The sequence below is a fragment of the Citrobacter sp. CK202 genome (assembly GCF_030333225.1).
GTDB classification, from domain to species: domain Bacteria; phylum Pseudomonadota; class Gammaproteobacteria; order Enterobacterales; family Enterobacteriaceae; genus Citrobacter_B; species Citrobacter_B koseri.
The window spans coordinates 1-22,769 of the sequence record NZ_JAOWGI010000025.1 but is presented as its reverse complement, the minus strand read 5'-3'; the positions used below and the strand labels follow the sequence as shown (position 1 = coordinate 22,769).

The 22,769-nt window shown below is 50.9% G+C and carries 47 protein-coding genes, 1 tRNA gene and 4 pseudogenes; 26 read left to right on the top strand and 26 right to left on the bottom strand.

Translation table 11 applies throughout. The features are described 5' to 3' along the window. Positions 1-210 precede the first annotated feature (210 nt). Positions 211-525, top strand: coding sequence for a flagellar hook-basal body complex protein FliE (gene fliE, locus OGX84_RS09675; protein ID WP_012131910.1), 315 nt, complete (start codon positions 211-213; stop codon positions 523-525). 26 nt (positions 526-551) lie between these two features. Here the strand turns inward: fliE and OGX84_RS09670 are convergent, their stop codons facing one another. From OGX84_RS09670 to OGX84_RS09560, 23 genes and pseudogenes are all read right to left on the bottom strand, one after another. Continuing rightward, positions 552-1,847 carry a tyrosine-type recombinase/integrase gene (locus OGX84_RS09670; protein WP_286457962.1) on the bottom strand — a complete coding sequence of 432 codons (1,296 nt, stop codon included), beginning with the start codon at positions 1,845-1,847 and terminating at the stop codon, positions 552-554. Between the two features lie 45 nt (positions 1,848-1,892). Next, entirely contained in the window at positions 1,893-2,138 is a 246-nt protein-coding gene (gene xisR, locus OGX84_RS09665) for an excisionase family protein (protein ID WP_200100347.1), read from the bottom strand. Between the two features lie 114 nt (positions 2,139-2,252). Beyond that, positions 2,253-2,525, bottom strand: a pseudogene (locus tag OGX84_RS09660) (dATP/dGTP pyrophosphohydrolase domain-containing protein); the annotation flags it as partial. A 57-nt stretch (positions 2,526-2,582) separates the two neighbouring features. Then, complete coding sequence (locus OGX84_RS09655; RefSeq protein WP_286457957.1) at positions 2,583-2,822, bottom strand: DUF4222 domain-containing protein; 240 nt, start codon at positions 2,820-2,822, stop codon at positions 2,583-2,585. Positions 2,823-2,837: 15 nt separating this feature from the next. Further along, complete coding sequence (locus tag OGX84_RS09650) at positions 2,838-3,209, bottom strand: hypothetical protein (protein WP_286457956.1); 372 nt, start codon at positions 3,207-3,209, stop codon at positions 2,838-2,840. After that, positions 3,209-3,427 (bottom strand): TraR/DksA family transcriptional regulator, encoded by a 219-nt coding sequence (locus OGX84_RS09645; RefSeq protein ID WP_286457955.1) that lies wholly within the window; start codon positions 3,425-3,427, stop codon positions 3,209-3,211. The genes OGX84_RS09650 and OGX84_RS09645 overlap by 1 nt, the downstream gene beginning before the upstream one ends. 2 nt (positions 3,428-3,429) lie before the next feature. After that, positions 3,430-3,729: an XkdD/Y8K6 family phage-associated protein gene (locus OGX84_RS09640; RefSeq protein WP_286457954.1), complete on the bottom strand. Its 300-nt coding sequence runs from the start codon at positions 3,727-3,729 to the stop codon at positions 3,430-3,432. Positions 3,730-3,817: 88 nt separating this feature from the next. After that, positions 3,818-4,009 (bottom strand): DUF1382 family protein, encoded by a 192-nt coding sequence (locus OGX84_RS09635; RefSeq protein ID WP_063840892.1) that lies wholly within the window; start codon positions 4,007-4,009, stop codon positions 3,818-3,820. Beyond that, entirely contained in the window at positions 4,006-4,872 is an 867-nt protein-coding gene (locus tag OGX84_RS09630; protein WP_174340440.1) for an MmcB family DNA repair protein, read from the bottom strand. The genes OGX84_RS09635 and OGX84_RS09630 overlap by 4 nt, the downstream gene beginning before the upstream one ends. Further along, positions 4,869-5,087 (bottom strand): annotated as a pseudogene (locus OGX84_RS09625) (hypothetical protein). Before OGX84_RS09625 ends, OGX84_RS09630 begins: the two are co-directional and overlap by 4 nt. Further along, entirely contained in the window at positions 5,084-5,854 is a 771-nt protein-coding gene (locus OGX84_RS09620; RefSeq protein WP_286457952.1) for a dcm methylase, read from the bottom strand. Before OGX84_RS09620 ends, OGX84_RS09625 begins: the two are co-directional and overlap by 4 nt. Then, complete coding sequence (locus OGX84_RS09615) at positions 5,851-6,510, bottom strand: MT-A70 family methyltransferase (RefSeq protein WP_286457951.1); 660 nt, start codon at positions 6,508-6,510, stop codon at positions 5,851-5,853. Before OGX84_RS09615 ends, OGX84_RS09620 begins: the two co-directional genes overlap by 4 nt. Further along, positions 6,507-6,968, bottom strand: coding sequence for a hypothetical protein (locus OGX84_RS09610; RefSeq protein WP_286458054.1), 462 nt, complete (start codon positions 6,966-6,968; stop codon positions 6,507-6,509). Before OGX84_RS09610 ends, OGX84_RS09615 begins: the two co-directional genes overlap by 4 nt. Before the next feature lie 2 nt (positions 6,969-6,970). Beyond that, a complete protein-coding gene (locus OGX84_RS09605) occupies positions 6,971-7,651 on the bottom strand; it encodes a lambda exonuclease family protein (protein WP_270285204.1) in 681 nt (226 codons plus the stop codon). Next, entirely contained in the window at positions 7,648-8,493 is an 846-nt protein-coding gene (gene bet / locus OGX84_RS09600) for a phage recombination protein Bet (RefSeq protein WP_286457945.1), read from the bottom strand. Before bet ends, OGX84_RS09605 begins: the two co-directional genes overlap by 4 nt. 18 nt (positions 8,494-8,511) lie before the next feature. Continuing rightward, entirely contained in the window at positions 8,512-8,796 is a 285-nt protein-coding gene (gene gamL, locus OGX84_RS09595; RefSeq protein WP_286457943.1) for a host nuclease inhibitor GamL, read from the bottom strand. A gap of 71 nt (positions 8,797-8,867) precedes the next feature. After that, a complete protein-coding gene (locus tag OGX84_RS09590; RefSeq protein ID WP_286457942.1) occupies positions 8,868-9,188 on the bottom strand; it encodes an XkdD/Y8K6 family phage-associated protein in 321 nt (106 codons plus the stop codon). Then, positions 9,175-9,351, bottom strand: coding sequence for a host cell division inhibitory peptide Kil (locus OGX84_RS09585; RefSeq protein WP_286457941.1), 177 nt, complete (start codon positions 9,349-9,351; stop codon positions 9,175-9,177). The genes OGX84_RS09590 and OGX84_RS09585 overlap by 14 nt, the downstream gene beginning before the upstream one ends. After that, the gene (locus OGX84_RS09580; RefSeq protein ID WP_286457938.1) at positions 9,348-9,506 is read right to left on the bottom strand and encodes a hypothetical protein; all 159 of its coding nucleotides are present in this window, start codon (positions 9,504-9,506) and stop codon (positions 9,348-9,350) included. The genes OGX84_RS09585 and OGX84_RS09580 overlap by 4 nt, the downstream gene beginning before the upstream one ends. After that, positions 9,503-9,751, bottom strand: a complete 249-nt coding sequence (locus tag OGX84_RS09575; RefSeq protein WP_286457932.1) for a DUF7446 family protein — start codon at positions 9,749-9,751, stop codon at positions 9,503-9,505. The genes OGX84_RS09580 and OGX84_RS09575 overlap by 4 nt, the downstream gene beginning before the upstream one ends. Positions 9,752-10,053: 302 nt before the next feature. Beyond that, positions 10,054-10,254 carry a hypothetical protein gene (locus tag OGX84_RS09570; RefSeq protein WP_286457930.1) on the bottom strand — a complete coding sequence of 67 codons (201 nt, stop codon included), beginning with the start codon at positions 10,252-10,254 and terminating at the stop codon, positions 10,054-10,056. Positions 10,255-10,312: 58 nt separating this feature from the next. After that, complete coding sequence (locus OGX84_RS09565; protein ID WP_275183641.1) at positions 10,313-10,576, bottom strand: hypothetical protein; 264 nt, start codon at positions 10,574-10,576, stop codon at positions 10,313-10,315. A gap of 44 nt (positions 10,577-10,620) precedes the next feature. Further along, positions 10,621-10,691, bottom strand: a tRNA-OTHER gene (locus tag OGX84_RS09560). Between the two features lie 394 nt (positions 10,692-11,085). On the opposite strand from OGX84_RS09560, the gene fumD reads away from it, so the two are divergent. Beyond that, positions 11,086-11,295, top strand: coding sequence for a fumarate hydratase FumD (gene fumD, locus OGX84_RS09555; RefSeq protein WP_286457921.1), 210 nt, complete (start codon positions 11,086-11,088; stop codon positions 11,293-11,295). 32 nt (positions 11,296-11,327) lie between these two features. Here the strand turns inward: fumD and OGX84_RS09550 are convergent, their stop codons facing one another. The 3 genes from OGX84_RS09550 to OGX84_RS09540 form a co-directional block, all read right to left on the bottom strand. Beyond that, positions 11,328-11,612 carry a type II toxin-antitoxin system HicA family toxin gene (locus OGX84_RS09550; RefSeq protein WP_045265467.1) on the bottom strand — a complete coding sequence of 95 codons (285 nt, stop codon included), beginning with the start codon at positions 11,610-11,612 and terminating at the stop codon, positions 11,328-11,330. 11 nt (positions 11,613-11,623) lie between these two features. Continuing rightward, positions 11,624-11,920, bottom strand: a complete 297-nt coding sequence (locus tag OGX84_RS09545; protein WP_045265468.1) for a DUF1902 domain-containing protein — start codon at positions 11,918-11,920, stop codon at positions 11,624-11,626. Between the two features lie 193 nt (positions 11,921-12,113). Then, the gene (locus tag OGX84_RS09540; RefSeq protein WP_502873618.1) at positions 12,114-12,905 is read right to left on the bottom strand and encodes an XRE family transcriptional regulator; all 792 of its coding nucleotides are present in this window, start codon (positions 12,903-12,905) and stop codon (positions 12,114-12,116) included. Positions 12,906-12,943: 38 nt separating this feature from the next. Between OGX84_RS09540 and OGX84_RS09535 the strand changes: the two genes are divergently transcribed. From OGX84_RS09535 to OGX84_RS09425, 24 genes and pseudogenes are all read left to right on the top strand, one after another. Continuing rightward, complete coding sequence (locus OGX84_RS09535; protein ID WP_115609013.1) at positions 12,944-13,174, top strand: transcriptional regulator; 231 nt, start codon at positions 12,944-12,946, stop codon at positions 13,172-13,174. A 96-nt stretch (positions 13,175-13,270) separates the two neighbouring features. Continuing rightward, positions 13,271-13,492, top strand: a complete 222-nt coding sequence (locus OGX84_RS09530; protein WP_286457915.1) for a CII family transcriptional regulator — start codon at positions 13,271-13,273, stop codon at positions 13,490-13,492. 5 nt (positions 13,493-13,497) lie between these two features. Continuing rightward, on the top strand, positions 13,498-13,632 hold the full coding sequence (locus tag OGX84_RS09525; protein WP_255354501.1) for a hypothetical protein: 135 nt from the start codon (positions 13,498-13,500) through the stop codon (positions 13,630-13,632). A gap of 204 nt (positions 13,633-13,836) precedes the next feature. After that, the gene (locus tag OGX84_RS22760) at positions 13,837-14,031 is read left to right on the top strand and encodes a ClpX C4-type zinc finger protein (RefSeq protein ID WP_502873617.1); all 195 of its coding nucleotides are present in this window, start codon (positions 13,837-13,839) and stop codon (positions 14,029-14,031) included. Further along, positions 14,015-14,869 carry a replication protein gene (locus tag OGX84_RS09520; protein ID WP_286457911.1) on the top strand — a complete coding sequence of 285 codons (855 nt, stop codon included), beginning with the start codon at positions 14,015-14,017 and terminating at the stop codon, positions 14,867-14,869. The genes OGX84_RS22760 and OGX84_RS09520 overlap by 17 nt, the downstream gene beginning before the upstream one ends. Continuing rightward, positions 14,854-15,726: an ATP-binding protein gene (locus tag OGX84_RS09515; RefSeq protein WP_286457909.1), complete on the top strand. Its 873-nt coding sequence runs from the start codon at positions 14,854-14,856 to the stop codon at positions 15,724-15,726. Before OGX84_RS09520 ends, OGX84_RS09515 begins: the two co-directional genes overlap by 16 nt. Further along, positions 15,723-16,022 (top strand): protein ren, encoded by a 300-nt coding sequence (locus OGX84_RS09510; RefSeq protein ID WP_286457907.1) that lies wholly within the window; start codon positions 15,723-15,725, stop codon positions 16,020-16,022. The genes OGX84_RS09515 and OGX84_RS09510 overlap by 4 nt, the downstream gene beginning before the upstream one ends. Next, on the top strand, positions 16,019-16,468 hold the full coding sequence (locus OGX84_RS09505) for a hypothetical protein (protein ID WP_286457905.1): 450 nt from the start codon (positions 16,019-16,021) through the stop codon (positions 16,466-16,468). The genes OGX84_RS09510 and OGX84_RS09505 overlap by 4 nt, the downstream gene beginning before the upstream one ends. Further along, a complete protein-coding gene (locus OGX84_RS09500; protein WP_286457904.1) occupies positions 16,465-16,722 on the top strand; it encodes a DUF4752 family protein in 258 nt (85 codons plus the stop codon). Before OGX84_RS09505 ends, OGX84_RS09500 begins: the two co-directional genes overlap by 4 nt. Next, complete coding sequence (locus tag OGX84_RS09495; RefSeq protein ID WP_286457902.1) at positions 16,719-17,348, top strand: ead/Ea22-like family protein; 630 nt, start codon at positions 16,719-16,721, stop codon at positions 17,346-17,348. Before OGX84_RS09500 ends, OGX84_RS09495 begins: the two co-directional genes overlap by 4 nt. A 3-nt stretch (positions 17,349-17,351) precedes the next feature. After that, complete coding sequence (locus tag OGX84_RS09490) at positions 17,352-17,519, top strand: hypothetical protein (protein ID WP_181397018.1); 168 nt, start codon at positions 17,352-17,354, stop codon at positions 17,517-17,519. Positions 17,520-17,522: 3 nt separating this feature from the next. After that, positions 17,523-17,837 (top strand): hypothetical protein, encoded by a 315-nt coding sequence (locus tag OGX84_RS09485; RefSeq protein ID WP_286457900.1) that lies wholly within the window; start codon positions 17,523-17,525, stop codon positions 17,835-17,837. Continuing rightward, the gene (locus OGX84_RS09480; protein WP_198447462.1) at positions 17,837-18,067 is read left to right on the top strand and encodes a hypothetical protein; all 231 of its coding nucleotides are present in this window, start codon (positions 17,837-17,839) and stop codon (positions 18,065-18,067) included. Before OGX84_RS09485 ends, OGX84_RS09480 begins: the two co-directional genes overlap by 1 nt. 134 nt (positions 18,068-18,201) lie before the next feature. After that, positions 18,202-18,357, top strand: a pseudogene (locus OGX84_RS22755) (DUF551 domain-containing protein); the annotation flags it as partial. Between the two features lie 14 nt (positions 18,358-18,371). After that, the gene (locus tag OGX84_RS09470) at positions 18,372-18,986 is read left to right on the top strand and encodes a DUF551 domain-containing protein (protein ID WP_286457895.1); all 615 of its coding nucleotides are present in this window, start codon (positions 18,372-18,374) and stop codon (positions 18,984-18,986) included. Positions 18,987-19,061: 75 nt separating this feature from the next. Continuing rightward, positions 19,062-19,241, top strand: a complete 180-nt coding sequence (locus OGX84_RS09465; protein WP_147294125.1) for a hypothetical protein — start codon at positions 19,062-19,064, stop codon at positions 19,239-19,241. Between the two features lie 70 nt (positions 19,242-19,311). Next, positions 19,312-19,569 carry a DNA polymerase III subunit theta gene (locus tag OGX84_RS09460; protein ID WP_286457889.1) on the top strand — a complete coding sequence of 86 codons (258 nt, stop codon included), beginning with the start codon at positions 19,312-19,314 and terminating at the stop codon, positions 19,567-19,569. Between the two features lie 184 nt (positions 19,570-19,753). Further along, positions 19,754-20,191 carry a recombination protein NinB gene (locus tag OGX84_RS09455; RefSeq protein ID WP_286452390.1) on the top strand — a complete coding sequence of 146 codons (438 nt, stop codon included), beginning with the start codon at positions 19,754-19,756 and terminating at the stop codon, positions 20,189-20,191. Continuing rightward, a complete protein-coding gene (locus tag OGX84_RS09450) occupies positions 20,184-20,810 on the top strand; it encodes a recombination protein NinG (protein ID WP_286457888.1) in 627 nt (208 codons plus the stop codon). Before OGX84_RS09455 ends, OGX84_RS09450 begins: the two co-directional genes overlap by 8 nt. Then, on the top strand, positions 20,807-20,929 hold the full coding sequence (locus OGX84_RS09445; protein ID WP_286457886.1) for a PPVAKH motif-containing phage-derived small protein: 123 nt from the start codon (positions 20,807-20,809) through the stop codon (positions 20,927-20,929). Before OGX84_RS09450 ends, OGX84_RS09445 begins: the two co-directional genes overlap by 4 nt. Beyond that, positions 20,926-21,570 (top strand): DUF1133 family protein, encoded by a 645-nt coding sequence (locus OGX84_RS09440; protein WP_286457883.1) that lies wholly within the window; start codon positions 20,926-20,928, stop codon positions 21,568-21,570. The genes OGX84_RS09445 and OGX84_RS09440 overlap by 4 nt, the downstream gene beginning before the upstream one ends. A 359-nt stretch (positions 21,571-21,929) precedes the next feature. Continuing rightward, positions 21,930-22,202 carry a phage holin family protein gene (locus OGX84_RS09435; protein WP_048224292.1) on the top strand — a complete coding sequence of 91 codons (273 nt, stop codon included), beginning with the start codon at positions 21,930-21,932 and terminating at the stop codon, positions 22,200-22,202. Beyond that, positions 22,202-22,690, top strand: a complete 489-nt coding sequence (locus OGX84_RS09430) for a lysozyme (RefSeq protein WP_286457701.1) — start codon at positions 22,202-22,204, stop codon at positions 22,688-22,690. The genes OGX84_RS09435 and OGX84_RS09430 overlap by 1 nt, the downstream gene beginning before the upstream one ends. Beyond that, positions 22,687-22,769, top strand: a pseudogene (locus OGX84_RS09425) (lysis protein); the annotation flags it as partial. The gene OGX84_RS09430 and the pseudogene OGX84_RS09425, both read left to right, overlap by 4 nt.

Sequence of the window (22,769 nt, the reverse complement as noted above, 5' to 3'; positions counted from 1 at the left end):
CCTCGTGACTGATCGTGGACGGCGTTTTTTGCAAAGTGGAACAAGACTCACTCCCGGGTCAGCAAACTCGAAAAATTGACGGTCTCATTATTTGCGGTTTCGAATTTTTCTATGCGCCAAAAACCGAGGTTTTTTATCGCTATTTAGCGCCTTTATCTTATTGACAAGCTGGTAATCTCTGCTGTGTAAAAAATCATCCAGGGGATTAGCATGTCAGCAATACAGGGGATTGAAGGGGTCATCAGCCAGCTACAGGCAACGGCGATGTCCGCACGGGCGCAAGACGCGCTGCCGCAACCAACCGTAAGTTTTGCCGGTCAACTGCATGCGGCACTGAATCGCATCAGTGACACGCAAACCACCGCGCGCGTACAGGCAGAAAAATTTACTCTGGGTGAGCCAGGCATTGCGCTTAATGATGTGATGACCGATATGCAAAAAGCGTCTGTCTCAATGCAGATGGGTATTCAGGTACGCAACAAACTGATGTCGGCGTACCAGGAAGTGATGTCCATGCAAGTTTAGGTTACATAACCTAATGATATTTATAGTTAATACCCATCCGATCCTACTGCGTGGGGCATGGATGGGGCAAATTCACTCAATTTCTGGTTGAGGATGATTACCTGGTCATGGTTGTTTTCTGACATCCAGGAACCGTACACCCGATAAACCATTTGCGCGTCGGTGTGGCCCATTTGCTTCGCGATGAAGTTCGGGTTGGCGCCGGCAGCTAACGACCAGCATGCATACGTGTGTCGGGACTGATATGCTTTGCGATAGCGAATCCTGGCGCGCCGCATTGCCGCCTCCCATGACTGGTTGATCGACCCCACAGCGTAATGATGCCCTGCACGGCCATTACGCGATACGATCTGCGGGTTGAACACGAACGTGCATGGATGCACATCAGTACGACCATATTCACGCAACTTCACCTCAACCTGATATTGCTTGCCCAGCCTGGTCATTTCAGCTTGGTTCTTCAACACATCAATGGCTGGCTGAATAAGATTAATGATGCGGTCCGTTCCGGCCTCAGTTTTTGGAAGGGTGAACTCCTTCGTTAAAGTGTGGTTGCGACGGATCATCATCGTTCCCGCTTTCAGGTCGATATCTTCCCATGCCAGCGACACCAGTTCACCGTGGCGCACTCCGGTGTACACAGCCAGAGACCACATGTTTTTCAGTTGCTGGTGGGTACACGCATTAATCAGTCTGACGAATTCCTCACGCGTAAGTGGATCTGGTTCAGTACGTGATCGTTTGAGCATGGAAATACCGTTAAACGGGTTCGCCTTCACATAACCACTGTCCGCTGCGAAGTTAAACATGCCTGACATGGTTCTCATGTAATTGTTGACAGTTCTGACAGACCGGCCTTTTACTGGTGTCTTCTGTCCTGTCTTCAATACGTGATAACCGGTTAGCAACTCCTTCCTGATAAATAACAGGTCTTCCTGTGTAACTGAAGAAATCAGCCTGTCCCCGCCAATCCTGGGCACCATGTTGCGCGCTATAGATGAATAGCGTGACATCGCGTTGGTGCTGATCTCCATGCGTTTAAGTTCTAGCCACTTGTTCGCCAGTTCGAGCACGGTGATTTCCTTACTCTCAACTCCGAATTTCTTCAGGTTTGGTGAGTCCGGGAACTGAGCGGCATAGTTGAAGTTTCCTGTTTTAATCGAAAAGCACACTGACGCGCGCAGCTCGCCAGCGACCTTTCTGTTTTTTAGTGTATCCGGCACGCCGAGGCTTTCACGTACCCGACTGCCTTTATAGATGAACCATATGCGGAGCGTACCGCCGTGGTTCTCAACGCCGGTTGGGTATGCTGACTTAGCCATTATTCCCTCCTGACGTCCAAGAGCTCACTAAGCATAAACGGATCTTCATTGGCGCGCACCCGGCTGTTTCTTTTTGAGGCTCTCAACCCACAGGTCTATAGCCTTACGGTTGTACATGCATTCGCTGTTTTCTTTAGGGTTTCCATCTGGTGCAACGTGGACATATTCGCGGCCTACCAACCACGAGTTTCTTCTGGCAGCTTCTATCGTTCCCGGGCGTAAGCCAGTAATCTCGATCAGTTTTTTCTCAGTCACCCAGTCGTTGGGCACGATTAAGGTCATTTCGCTCATGGGTATCTCCAGGCAAAAAGAAGCCCGGCGCGGAACCGGGCAAAATGGGGGATAACGTTGCAGTGCTTTCGCACCCAATAGCCAGCTCATAACTGGCTATCAGTTGCGTCATTACTTGATGTGAAGACGAGGCTCGCCGTCTTTCGGCTCCGGCCAGTGGCGAGCCATGTTCACCTTCAGCTTTTCTTTCAGCGCCTCGGTGATTTGCTCATCGGTGATACCGGCGCGCCGCTGCGCGTCCCATAGCAGGAACTGCATATCAGCCCATTCGCTTAGGTCGGCAGGATCGGCGGCAGCTTCCAGCGCCTCTTTCGAAAGATGCTTCAGCGGTCCGATGGGGCCGACATTGCCGAAGGTCTTTTCTGACCATTCAGCGTGGCGCCGCCGGATCAGGTTTCTGGTGAACTGTGATTTCTTCGATTCGTAAGGTTTCACGCTCTCTCCTCATGCCGCACGCTGTGCACGCAGCGATTTAATGTGCTCGCTCGTCTCCAGTTCGGCGCGTATCTGTGCCGCCTCACGGTGATCGAGGTGCTCAAAATCATTGTTAAAACGGTCGATTGAAGCGGTGTTGATCCGGCCCTGTCGCCAGTAGCGGACTACCTGTGATGTGCAACTGTGTATGATGACGGGCCAGCCTGAATGATCAGCGTAAATCTGACCCCGTTGAATTAGCTGGAACATTGGATAACCTCCGCATCACTTAACCTTTCGTTCGCGCTCGAACCTCCGCTTCCAATTATCGAGATTACTGCGGGCAATATCCGTCATGCCGTTTCCGTGCTGGTACTTTTGGCGATGGTGCTTACATCGTAACCATATCCATATGGCCGTAAGCCAAAACGTAAGAGGCCAGACGATTACTCCAATGAGTGCGACAAATAGAACTAAAAGCACGAATGGCAGCTCACGCAGCTCTGTGTCTAAAAAGTTCTCCGCCACGCGGCGAACCGCCAGAAACACGCAGTCATATTGCGCTGCCGTATACGCCATGCAGTCGAAATAATTGAAGTTGTAGCCGTCAGCCGCAGCCCATGTCGGTTTATCGAGAAAGTGTTGTAGAGTCAGCATCACATCCCCCTCTGCTTATTTTTCAATTCGATCTCTTCCTGGCAACTGGCGCACGTTGAGCAGCCGGGAACGGCAGCTCGTCGCGGATCGGGAATTGGTTCGTCGCATTCTTCACAACGCTCAGCTGATACGGCGTTGCGGTCGATGCGGTGAGCGGAAAGGGCAGCGTTACGCTGAAGCTCTTCAGTCTCTGCTGCGATATCGATGATGTCGGCCATGGTCACTCCTTACCGAGTGCTTTGCTGATAGACGAACGAGCCATTTCAAATGCGGGTGTGAGCCTCTCAACTGTTTCTGCGTCTGCCATGTCGTGAAAGTTTAGGATGTCACCCATTTCATTCATGGCGTTAAGTGATAATTGCAGTGCTTCCAGCAATTCAGGAGCGGCAGCCATAAGCGTGCCGTTATGGTCTTCGGAACCATTAATCAGTAACTCAGCGAGAAGGCCACTATCACCGCGAATTGTTCCGGTCTCTTTGCTATATGACCAATTACCTTTAGTGCCTTTAAACTCTTCCATACTCACTCCGCGAACTGTCGGTTAATTCGGTTGAAGGTGAACGCCATCAATAAAAAGGGAGCCATAAGCTCCCGGGTGATTAGTGCTTTCATGCTGCGCCGCCTTCATTCTTTTCGGCTTCGACCGCCATCTGCTCAAGCCGTCGCGATAGCTCGGCGGCCAGCGTCTGGAATTCTTCCTCGGTCGCCACCGGAATCGGCACGAAGCGAATCCCGATGTGTGCGAGGTGGTTGGCGATTTCGAGGCTCTTCCTCAGATCAACTGGAGAGGCTTTGTTCATGCGGCTTTCTCCCCGGGTAATGGTTTCAGACCATCATTCAGCGTGCGCTCAAGGTTGGACAATATTCCTCGCAACCTCTTTACCTCTTCATCCTCTGTCAGTCGGCGCGTTGCTTCCCATAGCGTCCTTGTCAGTACATAGATAGGGACATTCGGGTCGAGGCCAAGCGCTTTCGCCAGATCTTGCTGAGCGTCGGTTAACCTTTCCTCAGATTCCTCCCGGCGCTTACGTCGGCGTTGCAACTCCTCTTCACTTTCCTGGCGCAGGTTCTTCAGCCTTTCATCGTTATCCCTAATGTGCTGCTCAAGGCGCTCCTTTGATCGATGTGCTCGACAAACAAGATCGGCGATTTCGTTGCCATGTCGCTTCATTAGTTTTTGGTCGCTGAGGTAGGTGTTGATTACGCGGCTTTTTATTTGGGTTCTCTCTGCCTGCCGGGTCATGCCGTCCATAAGCAGCTTCATCCAGGCATCGCGAGGAAGGGTATCAATCTGGCGCATGGTCGGCCCCTTGAGGGTATGCCATCCAGATTCCTTCCGGATCATCAAGCCACAACCATCTGGAATGTCGCTTTTCTTGAGCATGCCTTCAGGAACAGCAAAAACAACGCCGCCTGCGTAGTTGAAGTATTTGGTGTATTTGCCTGCTGTAACGTCAGCCCGGAAATCACTTACGCTGACTTTTACCTCATAGACGACAGGGCAGAACTTGCTGTAGCTGTGAGCAATAGAGTAGACATCCGGTCGACACGTACCGGCGGGCCCTAGTTGCATGTCCTCCCAGCAGATGCGCGCTGTGTTCTGGCGCAAATGCTCTGCAAGGTCATGAGCAAGCTCGTTATGACCCCATTTTTTTGTTGTCATTGTTCAGCTCCAAACCGCCCGTTAAGGCGGCCAGTTTTTACGACGAACTCAAGGAGGCTAACTCCCAGAGCTTCAATTTTCTTGTGATGCTTGTTGATGATGGGTGGCACCGTTTCGTTCCAGTTAGGCTTTGGCTTCTTGCGCATGACCTGCTAGATTTCCTCGGTGCAGCGGCGGCAGGCGGCGCGGATGGCGTTATCTGTTTCTGGCGTCATGCGGCCTCCAGTTTATTTTTGAGATGAGGGGCATTCGAAAGAAAAACTGCTTTCGCAAAGCCCAGAGGAGTTGCGCTTCGAATGTTGGCACGCTCGTCACTGGGAGGGCATTCGTGAATGCGGTTGTCCGGATACCAGTCAGTCACCAATCCGGCGAAAGATGTTCCTGAGATGGCCTCGATTACCTTCTTCTTCGGCACCATCCGGCCGCAGGCCAGCTTCACAGCGTCGATAGCCGCTTCCACCATCGGGTGCATATTCTCTTCCGGCGCCTTGAAGCCGTTACCCGTCCAGAGGCAGGTCTGCTTCGTGTAGTTATCATCCGCGCACAGCCCAGTGAACTGGTACGGATGAAACGTATAATCGGCCGAACCGAAGATGCTACTGAACACGCTCACCGGGTTTTCGAATGCCCATGGGCAACCGGCCGCCATTCCTACCATGCGGCATTGCTCGGCAACCAGCGCAGCTTTAGCCTGAAAATGTGGGTCTTTGGCTCGTTTTGATTCGAACCAGCGGGATCCTGATACTGCAACGTCAGTGCAAGGAGGGAAGCCGATAACCATAACCACGTTCTCGGTAAGAATGATCTGGGACAGCCGCGGCATAGCCTCAATTATGGTTGCCGAAATGCGTTCAATCGGACCATTAATCGAAGTATCTGGATGCTGCGGGTCAACCAATACCGCACGGTAACCAGCTTCAACCCATGGCTCAGCCATGACGCCAGTGATATCGCACAGACAGATAATGGTACCTTTGCTCATGCGGCCTCCGTTTTCACAACATCAATGGCGCAGCCGGTCAGCAGTTCTACCGCGGCGGTGTCGCACTGATTTCCCCAATGATCCCAGCCCGGCGCCGCGCAGCGGCTAAACAGCTCAATGCGCGGCACATCGCCGTAAAGCAGTTCCAGCCGATGGCGCACTTCCCACGGCTTTTCGCTGTGCGCGCCGAGCGGGCTGTAGACCACCTGCTTAATCCCGGCGTGCTTTCGTTCCAGCCCGGCGCCGCGGGTAGCAATCAACAGGTCTTCGGTATTTGCACGGGTGTGGTTGCCGCCATTCATGCGTGTCTCGGCGTTAAGCAGATCGAGAAAGTCGTAGAAGTCGGTGACTTCACCCTCGGACAGCGCCTTGTTGATGCGCAGTTCGGCATTCTGATTCAGCTTCACCCAGGTAAACCCTTTCATCGTGCGAACGGTAAAACCCCAGGCCTCGGCCAGCTCGATAGCCTCCTGGTTATGCGTGCCGGTGTACCACATCGCCAGCACCGCGTTTTCGGCGGCTAATTCCCATACCGGCAAGCGCTTGAGGTCGATTAGCTTCATGGTGGAATAGTGGTCTGCGGCGGCTCCGTTGCTGATGGTGTTGCCGTAAGACCAGGGCGGATCGACATACAGAAGTGAGTATCTCGCTGTCATGCATCCTCCCGCTCTGGATCGTTAACATCCCAGCCATTACGCTCAATATTCGTTTGCAGCCGCTTATCACCGACCTCTTCGATACTCCGACCTGTCATCTCTGCGACTTCTGCGTTTGTGTGGCGCCGCAGCAGCGCCAGCTCTTCGCTTGTCCATTCAGGCATGACTTTTCCTCCTGACGTTCTGGTCAGAGACTGTAATTTGCTGCGTACGGAGTAGATGGAGCGCCCGGTTGCCGCGGCGACTTCTTCAGGTGTGAAACGGTTGAGAAGGAATAACTCGGCTTTGGTCCAGCGTCTGCCGGTCATCCTGCTGATAAGTGGTGCGCCGATGCGTGATGCCTGGCGAGTTATTGCCGATTCGGAGCGCTCAAGCTTTTCTGCTATTTCTGAGCGGGGCATCTTTGCCCCAACCTCATGCAGGAACAGGTTTTCAAAGGGTTGCCAAAGTTCGCCCATCGCTACCTCCATTGCTCACCGAACGTGAATCCGATCTCCTCCAGCGCCTCATCCATCTTCTCAATGAACTCCGGAACCATTTCGTTGAAATCGGTCATGTACTGCGGATCCCGCTCAACTACGACGTGGTGAATACCTTCGCGCTTCATGCGCGGGTCGTAGTTGGCAAAGAACCAGGCGTCTTTTCCGGTCACCCACATGCTGTACTGCACCTGGGCCATGTACTCGGACTTAATGGCCTCAAAACCGCCGAGACGGAATTTCATGAAATCTCGGGAGGTGAACGGGCATTTAAGCTCGAGGCCAAAATTGTTACTGCAAAGGCCGTCAGGGGAGCACGCGGTGCGCATGCTCTCGTCACGGAACAGGATCGGAGACTCCGTGACTTTCACGTCGGTGGTGAACTCGAAGAGAGTGCGGGCGTCTTCCTCATACTGCTTCCCCCAGGCCAGCGCCTTGGCGTTAACCTCTGGCGCTACGCCAGTGCATACCTCGGCGAGCAGGGTGTGGAAGTAGGACATCTTCATGCCCGTCCATTTGGTGCCAGAGCGCGGCTTGGAAATGACGTTGTGCACTTCAGAGGCGGTTATGACGCCGAGGCGCAGCCGGTGCCACGCCTCATCGCCCTGTTGGATAGTTGTTACGTCAATACCGGTCCTGGACAGGATAATTTCTGGTGTCATGCTGCCGCCTTAGCCCTTTTCTGAAGGAAGCCAAACCCTTTCTGTGCCTCTTCTTCAGTGAGGTCTGACGCCTCAAGAATTGGCCGTTTGAAGATGTCGCTGCACAGTGGGAGGAAGTCTTTCTCCCAGTCTTTATCCAGGGTCGTTAAGAGATCGGTTATCGCCTGCAGCGTTTCTTCGCTTGCTGCTGGTGGAAGTAATTCTGTGGTGCTGCGCGGCGTGACGTCACGGATATCAACGTCCAGCGATTTGCCTTCCATTTCTTCGGCCGTGGGCTGCTGTCCAATCTCAGGCCATGCCTTACGCAACGCCTGAGCTTCCGCGCATTTCGCCAGTTGTCCATACGGGCGCTTTTTCCACATCGCGTTCGGCGCCGTGGTGTCGCGGCCGCCGGTGGCGTAGTTTTCAATCCAGTATTCTTTGGCGCTGAACTCGACGATCTCGCCGCTGGGCATGCGCTTGTAGACGGTGTATTTGCACCACTGAGGGAAGGTCACCTCGACGCCAGTTAGCGTCTGAGTTACGTCGGGTCCGAACTCAGGCTCGCGGGCCCCGGCATAATCGCCAGAACGGTCTGCCTGAATGCGGTAAAGCCCGATGCCCGGCATAACTACGTCGCGCCAGTCGCCTTTTCCTGTTTTCGAGTCTTTGACGTACATCGGAACGAGGTGAACAGGTTTGAGCAACGGATCCAGCTGGCGGGCGCGGCAGTAGTCAAGCGCCATCATTACCGATTCGTCTTTGGCGCCAGGGTAGATGCTGTTCTTCAGCGCGCTCCAGGTGGATACGTCGACGCCTATCTCCTGAAGTGACTTCGCTGTGATTGTTAATTCGTTTGCCATCGTTAATCCCCTCAAAAATTAAAACGGGCAGCCGGTACGGTGGTCCCAGTCGTGTTCCGCCTGGGCGTAAGCCACTGCCGAAACGAAGTCGTTGTATGCCTCGCCAGCTTTATCACTGCGAAGTCCTTCGTATGGGCTGGAGTCTATCGGTACGGAAAAGTGGAAGAGGCCGGACGGTTCTTTCGGCATCATGTCGATGATTTGCTGCGCCCGATCGTCGATCCACTTCTCTTTCTCGTCGGTTAACTGCTGTTCGACCCAGCGGCGATCCTCTATGTGGTCGTATGCGCGATATGCGGCCATGGGTTACTCCTGAAATCTGCTTGTGCGTCACCCGGCACCGATTGGCTGCCAGATGTGAAATTGGGTGGGGATTACTTGCCGAGGGCTTTGGCGATGGCTGCGCGGGCTTCTAACAGCGCCGGATTATCAATGGATGCTTCGTGCTGATATGCTTCCACCATATTGTGCAGTGCCTCCAGTAAATCAGGAGCTGCGGCGATTAGGTGTGCGTTTGCAATCGTCCGCTCGAATGACGTCGGCTCATAACTACCAATGTTTGACGGGGTGCTTTGCAAGTAAGCAACTTCATGCAGGGATTCGGTTGATGTGATTTCTATGCATGCTGTGCTGCTATCACTTGCCGATCCGTGAGAAACCCCCCACACACCCGGCGTACCTTTAAACTCTTCCATTGCTATCTCCTACAGACTGATTCGAATTACCGCGATACCACGGCATGCCAGCGGCTCTCTTCATCTCTTCGTTGGCTTCCATCCACTTGGTGCCGTTGCTTTGTGCAATGGCGTCACGGGCTTTCTGCTGGGCCATACGGAGTAACTGGTGATTGATGGTCATGATTGTTTCTCCACCTGCTCAAGCAACCCGGCATACGCCATCTGCTGACGGTTCATGGTGAGTGACTCGCGCGGCTTATCGACCGATGAGAGCTTCCACTCGTTATCGCTTAACTTCGATGCGGTGTACTGCTTGCCGTTGTGGGTGACTGTCATGATGCCTCCCGCTTTTCTTTGATGTCGGCGCGGAGGTGAATCTCTTTCCCATCAGCTGCCGGGAATACCAGGATGTCATCACGAACCGCGAGAAGATGGGCCACTGCAAATAGCGCCTCGTCTGTGACATCAAATTTCTCACCGGTGAACTCACGAACGCCGGGCGCCAATTTGCTTGGCTTTGATCGACCCGCGAAAATTCGCTTCGTCAGGCCAGAAAAACCTACTGTGATTGGATTGCTCATAAATCCTCTTGGCCTTATCGCGGCGAACGGAACGGTTAATACAAGACTTCAGCGCTTGTGCGAAAAATATGCTGGCGGTGGATGGCCGCCGGTTGTCATAACTAACCGCACTCATCGAGAACGGTGAGGTATGAAAAAAGCCGCTGGTTAGGCGGCTCTTTAATGATTGTTGGTGACGAATTTTTCGTATATTTCAATGTTTTTCTTTGCCTGAACTGTTTCCTTAAGGCAATTTATAGAGGCTTCTTTATCCCTGTAATCAACGTTTGAAGCTCTCAGGGAAGCCATGACGGCTCTATACCTCAGAACATGCTGGCGATTGTTTTCACACATTCTCTTAATTTCCCCAGTTCATTTAAGCCGTCCAGTTTGGTGATATTCATTATTTCCAGTCTTTCGGTTGGGTTCATATGGTTGACCCAGATGTCATTAGCAATTTCAAGCTTGCCGGCCACATACCCATAACTTGCGTTTTCACTGATTACCTTTTCTGACGCTTCCACAAAACAGATCATCCTCTTACCCTCTGTCGTTACCCGCTAACGGGTGTAAAAAGGCCGCCTAAGCGACCAATCCATCAATAACCTTTTCAATTACCCCGACTGCATCGACAAGCTTCACCAGTCTTTCATGCATCTCATTTCTTTTCGATTTGAGTGCCTCGATTAAAAACTCTTGGTCTGCTACGCCTCGGTATGTGGAGTTGTTAGAAGCAGCGACAATTAAATGAAGCCCGTGCTTTTCGGTAAGATCTAAAAGGTGGTCAGTGCTTCTGATATTCGTTTCCAGTTCATCAATCTCTTTGAGTAAATCTTTAATCTCCATTGCCTCATCCTCTGTAGTTACCCGCTGATGCGGGAGAAATGCTTTGGTGGTGTGGTCTGGAATCGAACCAGATGTACGGCCGTCATGCCCGCGTCTGCCACTGCGCTACCACACCCCAAAACATTCCCTGTATTGGTCAGCGCCAACTCCCTGCCAGTGTTGCCCGTTCTCACGCCGTTCTCGCTCTCGCGCGGGGATACTCTCTCACCGACCGGATCGCACCCGGTGATACAGCACGTTTACGTGTAGGGGTCTTAACAGGTCATTGACGCTGTAAATCTGCATGTTGTTAAAAAGCAGGCGAGTTGCTATCCGCCGCTGGCTAACTTCGCTCAGCTGTCGATGTTTCGTTTCGATGGGGTTATTAAAAACCATAGTTGTTTTATCGTCAACAACAATAGTTGTAATTATGGTTGTTATGGTTTTATTTGGTTGTATTTAAAAGGAATTTATTTTTGTAAAAGATGCGTGATATGCTCACAAAAACATCAATTGCCGAGGGTTTAGTGATGGATTACGAAGAACTGGCGCACCTGAGCTATCAGGAAATGTGCCGTATTGTGGGTGATGTTGTGTTTGCTATGGTGGCTGAAGGGCATGAAACCAAAAGAGTGGCTATAGCTGACGTGATACGAACGGAGATATCGAAGGGGCTTGATAAGTGGGATGCTGACCAGATTCAGGTAATGGATCTGGCAGTGAAGTTACTGGAAGAGTAGGGCAATAAAAAACCCGGCACTGTGGCCGGGTTTTAGCTGGTGATTTGAAATCCTATATCTTCAAGCGTAGCGTCACCTCTGCATAATGCGTGAAAGTGGCGATCTTTCAGCCCGGCTTGTTTAGCCATGGATTTTATCAAATCTCTGGAAAATGGGGCGTGATGCTTATCAACTGTAACCACCCATTTCCCTTTGCTGTTCTTGAGAACCCATTGTTCGTGAGAGGTTCCTGTTTTGGGTTTCATTTCAAACCCCATTTTCTTAAGCCCTCTGATTACCTCGTCGTATTTCAAAGGGGTAAGCTTTTTCAAGAACATGTAATGCAGTCCTAAGCATGAGCATCACAAGGTTCAGCAAAGAGCTTTGCTTCACCTCGTTTTCTGACAAAGACCTGAAAGGCGATCACCCAATACTTTAGCCACATAGATAGCGGTGCTTTACGGCTAAGTAATTGTTTTGCATATTCCGGTTCTGATAGTGCTTCAGTGAAAAAGTCTTTAATCTGTTCGTCCAGTTTTTTTACGGCGTCCTGCATGGTATCTGCTTGCGCTGCCAATGACAGGTCTAAACACGCAGCTACGTAAACGCCGTTCTGCTGGTAGGCCATGCAACGTAAGGTTTTCATTTTGTATCTCCTCAGAAGCTCTCATATAGGAGCTTAAGTGAAGTTTACCCTATAGGTGATTTTAGGCAACTCAAAAAATAGATAAAAATGTAAATGTCAAGGAGTGGGGTTTATTAATCTGAATTTTTATACAGTGTAATTGTTTTGTATGAAAAATTCGCCATCCTTAACCAAACGTCTCTTCCGGCCACTGTTACAGCAAAACTGAATACCAGAAAAGGCGGCCTATTATCTCCACATCGTCAATGTCAGCTTCTTCATCCGGGTAGGCGTCGTGGTTGTAGCTACGGATGATTAGCTTGCCACCAGGCTTCCTGTAAAGCTGTTTGATGCGTTTTAGCTGGCTATTGCCGCCATCTGCCTGACCAATGGCATAGAGCTTACCGTCAACAACGCGCTTGTTATTCGTATCTACCGCAACCGTAGTCCCGTCAGGAATAACCGGCTCCATACTGTCTCCGGTTGCAGGGAAGCACAGAACGCCAGACCCATCACTGTTGGCACCAATGCGTCGAAGTGTGGCCTTTGAAAAGCGCAGCTTGAATCCGTTGTGATCTTCGCTATGGATTCTCCCGTCGCCACAGGCAAACTCAATATCCTTCAAAAACGGTACTTCAACCTCATCATCACTTAGAGGTGTATTGCTGTCCCACACCTCGATAGTTCCCCATTCTGATTCTGGCGGTATGGACTGGTCGCCACGGTTAATTTTTGCAGGAGTTTTTCCTGAGTTTAACCATTCTGGACTAACGCCTAATGCCTTAGCTATTTCCAAAATCTTCGTAGTTTGGTGGGCTTTTCCACCTTCAATTTTCTGAATAGCCGCCTGGCTAATACCGACCAGATCCGCGAGACCCTTTTGAGTAAGGCCTCGAGATAATCGAGCTTCTTTTAATCTTTCTGCGAGTGTCGTTTTCATATGCGAAATGTACAACCAAGGTTTTATTACATCAAACGAAAATGGTTGTTGACTAAATACAACCATAGTTTTATTCTTTGTTTATGTTAACCACGGAGGTTGTTATGAACCCAGTAATTAAAACCGCGATAGATCTCGTCGGTTCTCAAAAAAAACTGGGCGATGCATGCGGCGTTTCGCAGCAGGCCGTTTACAAGTGGCTTCACAACAAAGCAAAGGTATCGCCAGAGCATGTTGACAGCATTGTTAGCGCAACTGGTGAAGCTGTTAAAGCTCACCAGATTCGCCCAGATCTACCAAAACTGTTCCCTAACGTAGAACAGTCAGCCGCCTAACCACGCGGCATCTACACGCTCTTTAACAATCTGGAACCCAATTTAACTGGCTGAGAAATCAGCCAATAAACCTTTTTAACAATGGAATTATCACAAATGGAAAATTCAACCACACGCAACAACGTGGAGGCCCGGAGGATAGAGAGCTGGCTACATCGCCAGATCGCCGAGATGGGCACAACGACAATTGCCCAGGTAGCTGGCGTCAACAAATCAACAGTGAGTCGGTGGCGGGAAAATCTGCTGCCGAACATGTCTCTACTGCTGGCGATCCTGATTTCTAACCGGGACTCAACTGAAGGGCAAATGGAGGCGTAGCAGCCATGAACCACATCGAATTTATCGAGAAGCATGTGCGCGATGAACTGATTAAACAGGGATTCACCGTAGCGGTGGCTCAGGGGGGGGGCATTTCAGGCCGTCGATATGTACAAGCGCATGTCACAGGCCAGTCGTAAGGGGAGGATTTTCGATGACGTGTTACGACACGCGAAGCTTTGGGCGGAGAAGCAGCAATTACCGTCTGACAAGTTTGAAAAGAAACGCGGAAAGAAAAACCAGCCTCAAGCTGGATTGTTCTGATAAAGGCGAAAGCCGCGCTGTTGGTAGCAGCTACGGCTCTCAAAACACTGTGTTATGTCAACAACACTAACGAGGTAAGTATGCCAGCAATAAACGAAAAGGCAAATCTGCATGCAACCCATAAATGCTCTTTCTGCGACAGAAGCAATATTGATAGCGACGTTAAAGCCATAGTCGCAGGTCCAGGTGTAGCCATCTGCGATAACTGTGTTTTGCTTTGTGTAGAGATCATTTTCAAGAAACGCGGGGAGGTTGCAGATGAACCTGGCAATTAACAACATCTCACCAATCAGGCCTGATTTGCAGGTCGTGGAGCCGCGCGTGGCAGATCTTGATGATGGCTATACGCGCATCGCCAATGAACTACTGGAGGCTGTCATGCTGGCTGGATTGTCTCAGCATCAGTTGCTGGTCTTCATGGCTGTAATGCGCAAAACATATGGTTTTAACAAAAAGGTAGACTGGGTCAGTAACGATCAATTATCTGCTCTTACCGGTATCTTTCCGCACAAATGCTCCGCAGCGAAAAGCGCGTTAGTTAAGCGTGGGATATTTACCCAAATCGGGAGAACTGTAGGAATTAACAAAGCAGTAAGTGAATGGGTGAAATTACCCAAATCAGGTAATAAAAATAAAGTTTACCTGAAAGAGGTAACATTACCTGAATCAGGTAAGAAAAGTTTACCCGAATCAGGTAACGACGATTACCCAAATCAGGTAAACACAAAAGACAAACATACAAAAGACAATAAAGACAATATTAATAAACCCCCTAAATCCCCCAAAACGGCTTCCTTCGATCCGGCTGGTGTTGAGCTTCCTGAATGGCTTTCAGTTTCAGTCTGGAAGTCATGGGTTGAGTATCGTCGTGACCTGAAGAAACCGATCAAGTCTCAGCAGACTGTTACACAGGCCATCAACCTGCTCGAGCGTTGCAAGTGCAGAGGATATCAGCCTGAAGAAATCATCAACCAGAGCATTGCAAACGGCTGGCAGGGTTTGTTTGAACCGAAGGGGGCCAAACAGCCTGCACGCTCTCCGTCCCGCGTAGCTGAGAACTTCGCTGGCAAGGACTATGGCCAGACTGAAATTCCGTCATGGGCGAGGGATTAATCATGACTCTTGATGAAAAAATCACTGAACTTGAGAAGCACATTGACAGCCTGAATAAGCCGCCAGTTGCGATTGATGATACTGAAATTTCAATCAGTACAGAAACCTGCGAAAAACATGGGGAATTTGAATGCCGAACCAGAATTTACACCGGCACGTCCATAAAAATACCGCCACGACCAAGCCGCTGTCCTGACTGTCTCCGTGATGAGCTTATAAAACTTCAGGCAGAGAAAATTCGCCAGGACGATGCGGCTCGACAGCGGAATATCAGCCTCTTGCTGGATCGCTTAGATATTCCCTCCCGGTTCGAATCATGCACCCTGCAAAACTACGAACCGGTGAACGACGACGCGAAACGTGTGCTGAAGGTTTGCCAGGCATACGCCAGTCGTTGGCCTGAGCGTTTGAAGAAGGGGGGCGGGTTGGTCATGTGCGGCAAGCCAGGCACAGGCAAGAACCACCTTGCGTTGGCAATTGCCAGGCATGCAATCACCGAATACCAAAGTTCAGCAGTGTTTACTACGGCGCTGAGAATTGCCCGCGCTTACAAATCAACCTGGTCGAAGGGGGCTGAAAACACGGAAGACGATGTGATTCGCTACTTCACCAAGCCTGACCTGTTGATTATCGACGAGGTCGGCGTGCAGTTCGGAAGTGATGCCGAGAAACTGATCATGTTCGAAATCATCAACACCCGCTATGAGCGGATGAAGCCGACCATCCTGATCAGCAACCAGACCAAAGAAGAGTTGGCGGCTTTCGTGAGTGAACGCGTTATTGACCGCATGAGCGACGGCGGCGGGTGCACTCTGTCATTCACCTGGGATTCATACCGTTCCAAGGGGGCTTCATGAAAGGCAAACAGGCAATCATGCGTTATCTCGAAACGCACCGCACCTTCACTGCGAAGGATGTTGCAAGCGAATACGGAATATCTCTGAGCTGCATAACAAAAAACGCTCTTGAGCTTGAGAAGAAGAGGGTAGTCATCCGGCTTAGCAAAGTCTGGAGAACGGTGACTTATCGCCTGGCGACACCGGAAGAGCAGGATGGTACGGCGCGCAGCTGCACCAACGGGATATTTCAGGAGTGCCGCAACAGCGCGGCGATGAAGCGGGTTTTGATGGTTTGGGGGAGGGCATCAGCATGAAATCAACGGTAGAAATAAAAATCATTGAGTTAGTGAAGTCAGGACATGAGTTGGCGAAAGAACTGCATTGTGCTGAGTCTGCCGCGCTGGTGAGCGATCTGGCTACTCAACTGGAAGTGCAACTGGTGCGTAGCAATGCGCTGGCTGCGGAGAATGCGGGGCTGATTAGTAGTTCTGAATGTTTACTTCATGAAGCGAGCGAAGTGTACCGAGCTTATAACAAAACACAATTGCCGGATGGCGACCTTGTTGACGAACAATCCTTGCAAGAGGTGTATGACGCCATCAACGCAACTCCGACAACCGACGCTTTCCTGGCTGAAGTGCGGGCGCAGGGCGTGGAGATGTTTGCTGCCAGTCTGAAGGTTGTTGGTGGGAATGAGCATCCATATTCAGCGGTAGCCAACGAGTTCGCAGCCCAGCTTCGCAAAGGAGCAGCCCAATGAGCATTCTGGACGTTCTAAATACAGGCTTGGCCTTGATGGGGTGGTTGTTCATCATGTTCAAAACAGGCCAGTGGTTTATCTCCATTGCGTTAAAACAATGGGATAAACGCAGAAAGCAATCTCGTCGTCAAAAAGCAGTAAACGAATTTTACGATGCGTTTGACCTGTCAAGTATCGAACAGGGAACAACAGTTCGCCTGGCTACTAAAGGCGATCTGACAATCATGATGTTTCGCCAGGAGACCGCCCAATGAGCAACATCGACAAACGGGCATTACGTGAAGCAGCCAATGCGGCAAACGCAGCATCATGGGGATATTGGGAGTCTTACAAGCCACACAAAGGTGCTCGCGGCTATGAGGTGAAGGTTGGCGTGAAAGCTGTAGCGCAACATTGCCTCAAGGTTGATTCAGTTTTCATCGCCGCAGCCAACCCCGCCACCGTACTGGCGCTGCTGGATGAGGTGGAAGCCTTACAATCAGAAAACGAGCGCCTGGCGAAGGCGCTGACTGAAAGAAACGGCGAGCCCGTAGAGGGATTAGTGAAACGTGTTGCAGAGCTGGAAGAGATAGCCACCGATTACGGCATGAAATTTCAGAGGGCGCAGGACGCACTGAAACATCAGTCGCTGCTGCATAAATCGCAACTGGAAGCCGCAGAGAAGCGGATTGCTGAGCAGCGTGAGTATTACGAGGGTGTAATTGCTGACGGGAGTAAGCGCATAGCAGAACTGGAAATTGCCCGCGACAAATGTTTCCTGAGCGGTCTGAAAACCGGGTGGGCATATGGCATTGCTGATGATACTGAAGGCTACAACCGTGAAATCTCTGATGCACAGGCAGTAATCGACCGCGCCGCTGGCATCGGTAAGGGGGAGTGAGTTATGTGGGTATTAATTATCTGGATGCTTGGCGGTTACAACTGGAATAGCCCCTCAATCGCCGCTCAGGAATTTAACTCAGAATCAGCGTGTCGCGCAGCCTTTGCTGAAGTTAAAAAGATAAACGACGGTGAAATACCTCTTCGTGGCGCATGTACGCCAAAGGACTAACCCATGACCACTATTACCAGAGAAGAGATCGAGCGTTATCTGAGCGCGGCGGAAATGACGCAAATATGCGATTTCGACAAAGGGAAGCTCATTGCCGTTACGCCTGAGCATATGGTTGATCTGGCGCGTATCGCGCTGGCATCGCTTGACGATGAAATAAAACTACGCCCTGTAGGGGTTATGAGCGAGTCAGCCTTTCATAGGCTTGAGCGCAGCGAGTCACGTTTTATTGCGTTGTGGCCTCGTCCTGGTATCTATTTGCCGCGCCAGCGTCCAGACGATGGCGTTATCGTTTATGCAAAGGTTGAGGGGGCGTGATGGCTATTGCATCAGGATATTCCATTGACGCCTATTGCGACTGCGAACAATGCGTAAATAACATCGATCCAGTTGGTCGTTGGTGCCGTCAAGAAATGACCAGCGCAACCGGAGAGTCTTACGCAGAATGTGCTGCGCTAATCCGTAGCCACGGCTGGAAGTTAAGTCGCAACAAGATGCATGCGCTTGCACCTGGGCATAAAAAACCGAAATCATGGGGTAAATTATGACAACCAACAGCCACCCGGCGCACGGCCCTCTCTCAAAGGCGGAGCCGGTTGCTTTCATCAATGGAGCGTGGACGCTGGTTTATTATCGCCAGCCGAAAGAATCTGGTCTGAAGATTGGCGATAAGCTCTACACCGCACCGCCAGCGCCGGTAGTGCCAGAGGAAGCCACTCCAGACAATATCGAGATACTGGCAAGCGCTCGCGTTGATTCATCCGTATCTTTCCAATGGGATGAAGATGAACGTAATGCTGCGGCTGACTCGTGGAACGCCTGTCGCGCCGCCATGCTCAACGGAGGTAAATCTTGAAAACTATCCAGTTATCTGAACGTGAGTTGTCGATAGTTTATAGCTTAATGGCACCGCCGTACCGCGCTGAAGATATTCGCTCCGACGAGTTCAACGAATTGCGTAATAAAGTCTTTTACGCTCTGCGTGATGCTCAGAACGATGAACCTGTAAGCCAGCCTTACAAGTTGCCAACTGGTTGGGTGGCTGTTCCGGTTGAGCCGACAACGGAAATGATTAGCTCAGCAATGAGTGACAATAAAACTGGCAGTGTTGGTGAGATTTATGAACTCATGATTGCGGCAGCTCCACAGCCACCAGTCAGCGAACTCACTACAACGCCGGATAAATGGATTCCGGTAAGCGAACGGATGCCGGAGGAAGGCGCTTACATTTCAGCGGTATCACGGCATGGTGAGTACGTGGCGGGACAAGTTAGCGATAGTTGGCTCGATCTGCATGATGGAACATCATTAAGCGTTGATGAAGTGTATCTATGGATGCCGTTACCTCCGCTGTCAGCAGCACCGCAAGAGGGGATGCGGAACCGTATTGAGGAAAAGAAAGTGGATTTTCGAGAAGAAATGGATATGGGAAGCAGACTAACTAAACAACGATTCAGGGTGAAGTGATGGACTGGCCTACTGCGTTCATGATTGTTGGTGTGGCGTTTGCTGTGGCCGCAATGGTTATATGGGGGTGAGGTGATGTCAAGAGATGAAATGATAGTCGAAGCCTATAGCGATAAAAATTTCCTGAATTGGTTTGAGCGTTACTTCGGTTATGGACCAGAAGATGAAATCCCAAGTAATCATCCTGTACTGGTAGCAACAGCAATTGCATGGGTTGAATCTCGTAAGTTTGTAAGTGAGGAAGAAAATGGCTAAATCCGCAGCAGAGCGCAAAGCAGCCCTACTGTGATGTATAATCCCTCTCAAAGCATCGAGGGGGATTTTTATGTCAGACTGGAACATCGCAGCAAAACCGAAAGACGAGCAGGACAAAATCAACGTGGATTTAGCGGCCAGCGGCGTGGCGTACAAAGAGCGCCTGAACATGCCGGTTATCGCTGAGCAGGTAGCGCGAGAGCAGCCGGAACACCTGCGCGAGTATTTTATGGAGCGAGTACGTTACTACCGTGAGCAAAGCATTCAGCTACCGCGCGCCAGTGACCCACGCTACATCGAAATGGCTGATCAGAACGCCAAAAAGTAGTTTTGATTTTCTGTTATCAACCAGCCATAATTAATCCGTCAGCGGCCTGAACAACCCTGACGGACTTCTGCGCATTTAAGGGGACTTAAATGCGACCACAATCTGAAACTCTTCACCCGTCACAGATGCTTATCGGCACCTGCGTTTTCCTGCATTCTGCGTTTTACCTCTGCGGAGGTGGCGTATGAAGCAGCAATATCTCCTCCGTAACCCCAGCATCCGCGCCAATGTCATCAATGCGATTCATCAGTTGCAGCTCGACGAAAAGCGTCCGGTCGTCATCGAGATAAAAGAGATGACGCGCTCCATCGACCAGAACGCGAAGCTTTGGTGTTGCCTGAGCGACGTCAGCCGCCAGGTTGAATGGCATGGTCGCAAACTATCATCTGAATCGTGGAAACATATCTTCACCGCCGCGATGGTTAAGCAGGAAGTGGTGCCTAATCTGGCTGGTGATGGCTTCGTGGTTCTGGGCCAGTCAACAAGCAAGATGACCGTCAGCCAAATGCGCGACCTTATCGAACTCATTCATGCGTTTGGTGCAGAGCGCAACGTCAAATGGGGCGATGAATCCCGCTTGGCTATGGAATGGGCTTCCCGCTTCGGAGGTTCCCATGCGTAAGCCAACCCGTCGCACCTGTAAAATCTGCAAAACCAAATTCACCGCCACCTACGATAACGTCTGGTGGTGCTGTCCTGAGCACGGCTTCGAGTACAGCCAGTTGCTGTTGGCTAAGAAGAAACTGGCAGCAGAGCGCAAACGCAAGCAGGAAACTCAACAGGAACGGCGCTCTCTCAAGGTCAGAAAGGATGCTCTCAAGTCTAAATCACAGTGGGATAAAGAAGCTCAAGCGGCGTTTAACCGTTACATCCGAATCCGTGATGAAGGAAAGCCCTGCGTCAGCTGCGGAAGCCCGCTAACAGGCAAAAGTAACTACCTGACCGGGAGCGCCATAGATGCGAGTCACTACCGTTCGCGCGGCGCGGCATCGCATCTCAAATTCAACGTTTTTAACGTCCACTCGGCCTGTACTCGCTGTAACCGACAGTTGAGTGGAAACGCTGTTGAATACCGAATCCGCCTTATTGAGCGTATTGGTCTGGAACGCGTCGAGCGACTGGAAGCAGATAACGAGCCGCGCCGGTTCGATATCCCATACCTTCAGCGCATCAAATCCATCTTCACTCGTAAAGCACGTCAACTAGAGAAGCGCCGAGTTCGTCGTCAGGAGGCCGCATGAACTACGCCGACTTCCTCCGATACCAGGCCGAAAGCGTTAAGCGCGCCATGTTGCCGCCAGTAGCAAAGCACAGCCAGCAACAGCAAAAAACAAAACATACCGCAGGAGAAGCCGCATGAAACGCGCAGACCAAAATATTGCATGGTCAGAATTAGCTAAGGTTCCTCGCCGTTCGTACCTTGGGAAATACCGCCGTCTCACTCCTGCGCAAAACCGCTGGGTTCGCTCACTGCTTGGCATGTGGGGACGAGAGTTTGGCGGAAGCGGAACGGAACATCTTACTGACAGTGCTGGAATGTGGTCGATGATTCTTACCGGCTGGACTGGCGAGCAGCAGGAGCGGATCACTACGGTGCTGGCAGGACTGCGCAAGATGGGATATTCCGGTGACCAACTCATCACTCAGGCAAAAGCTATCATTTGGCCTAAGAAGTCACTTTCTGACCTAATGGAGAAAGCCAGTGATGAGGAAGAGGCTGAGTTCATGGAGCGGGTAATCCTAAAATCCTTCGCCAAAAACAGCATCGTCTACGAGATCGGAAAGGATTATTACACCTGGCGCAAGACCATTAACGATATGGCTCGTTGGATGCAGTACCATCACGCTCCCTTTCTGACTGAAAAGCAATGTATAGATCGCGTTCGTTGGTGCATTGAGTTGTTCAATTCTGCTGTCTTCTTCACGTTAATTGCAGAACTTGGCATCGAAAATAAAGAAAATTGCAAAAAAGACTTGAAAACAAGTTTTGAAGATGCATAATTCGTATATGCTCGGACGTCGAAGGCTAAAGAGCGAGGTGATATAAAAACACCAACAGAATTCAAGCCCGAGGTTAACGCCTTGGGCTTTTTCGTATCTGGGCCGGAAGCTCATTTGGTATGAGCGATCCCCTCATAAGGGAAGGGTAGACAGGTTCGAATCCTTCACGGCCCACCAAAACCCAGCCAGGGTATCTTCAGCCGCAGAGCTGACATTGCCACACCCTCACATTCCCGCCGCGAGCGGGTTTTTTATTTCAGGCCCCGGGAATCATCATCGACATGCCTCGTTGTTAAATCCAGCCCGAGGGCCTGACCCTACAACACACAGCTCCCGCATTTACCGCGAGGAGAGAGACTATGAAGATGGACGAAAGATACAGCAACGCGACATACGGCAGCGCTGGTCTTGCGGCTTTCTTTGCCAGCCTGTCATTGCAGGACTGGGGCTTCATCATTGGCGTCGCTTTCAGCATCATCCTCGGCGTCCTGACATACAGGCTCAATAAGCGTGAGCAAATGAAGCGCACGAAGATACTGCAGGACATTCTGAACAAGACTGATTCAAGCAACCCATCTGCTACAGCCAAAGTTCTCGCCGATCTCGGACAGAAAGCACCGAAGGAAATCTGATGAACAGCACCCTGCGAAATAAAATTGCTGCCTCCATCGGTGGCGGTGCGATTGCGATCGCAACAGTCATGCTGTCAGGTAAGGATGGTCTTGAAGGTCGAGAATATGTGGCCTACCGAGATGTTGTCGGAGTGCTGACTGTCTGCGATGGTAGCACCGGATCCGACATAATCCCCGGAAAGCGGTATACCGATAAGGAATGCGATGCTCTAACCCGGAAAGATTTAACGCGAATTGCCGCGCAGGTTGATCCACATATCAAAGTGCCGACTACTGAAACTCAACGAGCAGCGATTTACTCTTTCGCGTACAACGTTGGCGCTTCTGCGGCCATCAACTCAACACTGCTGAAAAAACTCAATGCCAAAGAATACGCAGCGGCATGCGAAGAATTAAAGCGTTGGGTGTATGCCGGTGGTAAGAAGTGGAAAGGCCTGATGAATCGTCGAGATGTTGAGTATGAGGTTTGTACCTGGAGCCAGAAATGAGCAGGTTAACCGCAATCATCATCGCTTTTGTCGTCTGCATCATCGTATCTCTTGGCTGGGCTGTTAACCACTACCGCGA

What these genes read in the sequence shown, in the direction of transcription:
- OGX84_RS09610 (WP_286458054.1), bottom strand. Translation starts at nt 6,968, where the DNA reads ATGGGCGAACTTTGGCAACCCTTTGAAAACCTGTTCCTGCATGAGGTT.
- OGX84_RS09645 (WP_286457955.1), bottom strand. Translation starts at nt 3,427, where the DNA reads ATGGCCGACATCATCGATATCGCAGCAGAGACTGAAGAGCTTCAGCGT.
- OGX84_RS09525 (WP_255354501.1), top strand. Translation starts at nt 13,498, where the DNA reads ATGAACCACATCGAATTTATCGAGAAGCATGTGCGCGATGAACTGATT.
- OGX84_RS09630 (WP_174340440.1), bottom strand. Translation starts at nt 4,872, where the DNA reads ATGACAACAAAAAAATGGGGTCATAACGAGCTTGCTCATGACCTTGCA.
- OGX84_RS09465 (WP_147294125.1), top strand. Translation starts at nt 19,062, where the DNA reads ATGTCAAGAGATGAAATGATAGTCGAAGCCTATAGCGATAAAAATTTC.
- OGX84_RS09605 (WP_270285204.1), bottom strand. Translation starts at nt 7,651, where the DNA reads ATGACACCAGAAATTATCCTGTCCAGGACCGGTATTGACGTAACAACT.
- OGX84_RS09485 (WP_286457900.1), top strand. Translation starts at nt 17,523, where the DNA reads ATGACCACTATTACCAGAGAAGAGATCGAGCGTTATCTGAGCGCGGCG.
- OGX84_RS09495 (WP_286457902.1), top strand. Translation starts at nt 16,719, where the DNA reads ATGAGCAACATCGACAAACGGGCATTACGTGAAGCAGCCAATGCGGCA.
- OGX84_RS09650 (WP_286457956.1), bottom strand. Translation starts at nt 3,209, where the DNA reads ATGCTGACTCTACAACACTTTCTCGATAAACCGACATGGGCTGCGGCT.
- OGX84_RS09585 (WP_286457941.1), bottom strand. Translation starts at nt 9,351, where the DNA reads ATGACCATCAATCACCAGTTACTCCGTATGGCCCAGCAGAAAGCCCGT.
- OGX84_RS09590 (WP_286457942.1), bottom strand. Translation starts at nt 9,188, where the DNA reads ATGGAAGAGTTTAAAGGTACGCCGGGTGTGTGGGGGGTTTCTCACGGA.
- bet (WP_286457945.1), bottom strand. Translation starts at nt 8,493, where the DNA reads ATGGCAAACGAATTAACAATCACAGCGAAGTCACTTCAGGAGATAGGC.
- OGX84_RS09520 (WP_286457911.1), top strand. Translation starts at nt 14,015, where the DNA reads ATGAACCTGGCAATTAACAACATCTCACCAATCAGGCCTGATTTGCAG.
- OGX84_RS09460 (WP_286457889.1), top strand. Translation starts at nt 19,312, where the DNA reads ATGTCAGACTGGAACATCGCAGCAAAACCGAAAGACGAGCAGGACAAA.
- OGX84_RS09480 (WP_198447462.1), top strand. Translation starts at nt 17,837, where the DNA reads ATGGCTATTGCATCAGGATATTCCATTGACGCCTATTGCGACTGCGAA.
- OGX84_RS09490 (WP_181397018.1), top strand. Translation starts at nt 17,352, where the DNA reads ATGTGGGTATTAATTATCTGGATGCTTGGCGGTTACAACTGGAATAGC.
- OGX84_RS09455 (WP_286452390.1), top strand. Translation starts at nt 19,754, where the DNA reads ATGAAGCAGCAATATCTCCTCCGTAACCCCAGCATCCGCGCCAATGTC.
- fliE (WP_012131910.1), top strand. Translation starts at nt 211, where the DNA reads ATGTCAGCAATACAGGGGATTGAAGGGGTCATCAGCCAGCTACAGGCA.
- gamL (WP_286457943.1), bottom strand. Translation starts at nt 8,796, where the DNA reads ATGGCCGCATATCGCGCATACGACCACATAGAGGATCGCCGCTGGGTC.
- OGX84_RS09450 (WP_286457888.1), top strand. Translation starts at nt 20,184, where the DNA reads ATGCGTAAGCCAACCCGTCGCACCTGTAAAATCTGCAAAACCAAATTC.
- OGX84_RS09530 (WP_286457915.1), top strand. Translation starts at nt 13,271, where the DNA reads ATGGAAAATTCAACCACACGCAACAACGTGGAGGCCCGGAGGATAGAG.
- OGX84_RS09615 (WP_286457951.1), bottom strand. Translation starts at nt 6,510, where the DNA reads ATGACAGCGAGATACTCACTTCTGTATGTCGATCCGCCCTGGTCTTAC.
- OGX84_RS09575 (WP_286457932.1), bottom strand. Translation starts at nt 9,751, where the DNA reads ATGAGCAATCCAATCACAGTAGGTTTTTCTGGCCTGACGAAGCGAATT.
- OGX84_RS09655 (WP_286457957.1), bottom strand. Translation starts at nt 2,822, where the DNA reads ATGTTCCAGCTAATTCAACGGGGTCAGATTTACGCTGATCATTCAGGC.
- OGX84_RS09565 (WP_275183641.1), bottom strand. Translation starts at nt 10,576, where the DNA reads ATGGAGATTAAAGATTTACTCAAAGAGATTGATGAACTGGAAACGAAT.
- OGX84_RS09500 (WP_286457904.1), top strand. Translation starts at nt 16,465, where the DNA reads ATGAGCATTCTGGACGTTCTAAATACAGGCTTGGCCTTGATGGGGTGG.
- OGX84_RS09515 (WP_286457909.1), top strand. Translation starts at nt 14,854, where the DNA reads ATGGGCGAGGGATTAATCATGACTCTTGATGAAAAAATCACTGAACTT.
- fumD (WP_286457921.1), top strand. Translation starts at nt 11,086, where the DNA reads ATGGATTACGAAGAACTGGCGCACCTGAGCTATCAGGAAATGTGCCGT.
- OGX84_RS09510 (WP_286457907.1), top strand. Translation starts at nt 15,723, where the DNA reads ATGAAAGGCAAACAGGCAATCATGCGTTATCTCGAAACGCACCGCACC.
- OGX84_RS09620 (WP_286457952.1), bottom strand. Translation starts at nt 5,854, where the DNA reads ATGAGCAAAGGTACCATTATCTGTCTGTGCGATATCACTGGCGTCATG.
- OGX84_RS09435 (WP_048224292.1), top strand. Translation starts at nt 21,930, where the DNA reads ATGAAGATGGACGAAAGATACAGCAACGCGACATACGGCAGCGCTGGT.
- OGX84_RS09440 (WP_286457883.1), top strand. Translation starts at nt 20,926, where the DNA reads ATGAAACGCGCAGACCAAAATATTGCATGGTCAGAATTAGCTAAGGTT.
- OGX84_RS09670 (WP_286457962.1), bottom strand. Translation starts at nt 1,847, where the DNA reads ATGGCTAAGTCAGCATACCCAACCGGCGTTGAGAACCACGGCGGTACG.
- OGX84_RS09430 (WP_286457701.1), top strand. Translation starts at nt 22,202, where the DNA reads ATGAACAGCACCCTGCGAAATAAAATTGCTGCCTCCATCGGTGGCGGT.
- OGX84_RS22760 (WP_502873617.1), top strand. Translation starts at nt 13,837, where the DNA reads ATGCCAGCAATAAACGAAAAGGCAAATCTGCATGCAACCCATAAATGC.
- OGX84_RS09580 (WP_286457938.1), bottom strand. Translation starts at nt 9,506, where the DNA reads ATGACAGTCACCCACAACGGCAAGCAGTACACCGCATCGAAGTTAAGC.
- OGX84_RS09445 (WP_286457886.1), top strand. Translation starts at nt 20,807, where the DNA reads ATGAACTACGCCGACTTCCTCCGATACCAGGCCGAAAGCGTTAAGCGC.
- xisR (WP_200100347.1), bottom strand. Translation starts at nt 2,138, where the DNA reads ATGAGCGAAATGACCTTAATCGTGCCCAACGACTGGGTGACTGAGAAA.
- OGX84_RS09550 (WP_045265467.1), bottom strand. Translation starts at nt 11,612, where the DNA reads ATGTTCTTGAAAAAGCTTACCCCTTTGAAATACGACGAGGTAATCAGA.
- OGX84_RS09540 (WP_502873618.1), bottom strand. Translation starts at nt 12,905, where the DNA reads ATGGTTGTATTTAGTCAACAACCATTTTCGTTTGATGTAATAAAACCT.
- OGX84_RS09535 (WP_115609013.1), top strand. Translation starts at nt 12,944, where the DNA reads ATGAACCCAGTAATTAAAACCGCGATAGATCTCGTCGGTTCTCAAAAA.
- OGX84_RS09640 (WP_286457954.1), bottom strand. Translation starts at nt 3,729, where the DNA reads ATGGAAGAGTTTAAAGGCACTAAAGGTAATTGGTCATATAGCAAAGAG.
- OGX84_RS09505 (WP_286457905.1), top strand. Translation starts at nt 16,019, where the DNA reads ATGAAATCAACGGTAGAAATAAAAATCATTGAGTTAGTGAAGTCAGGA.
- OGX84_RS09545 (WP_045265468.1), bottom strand. Translation starts at nt 11,920, where the DNA reads ATGAAAACCTTACGTTGCATGGCCTACCAGCAGAACGGCGTTTACGTA.
- OGX84_RS09635 (WP_063840892.1), bottom strand. Translation starts at nt 4,009, where the DNA reads ATGAACAAAGCCTCTCCAGTTGATCTGAGGAAGAGCCTCGAAATCGCC.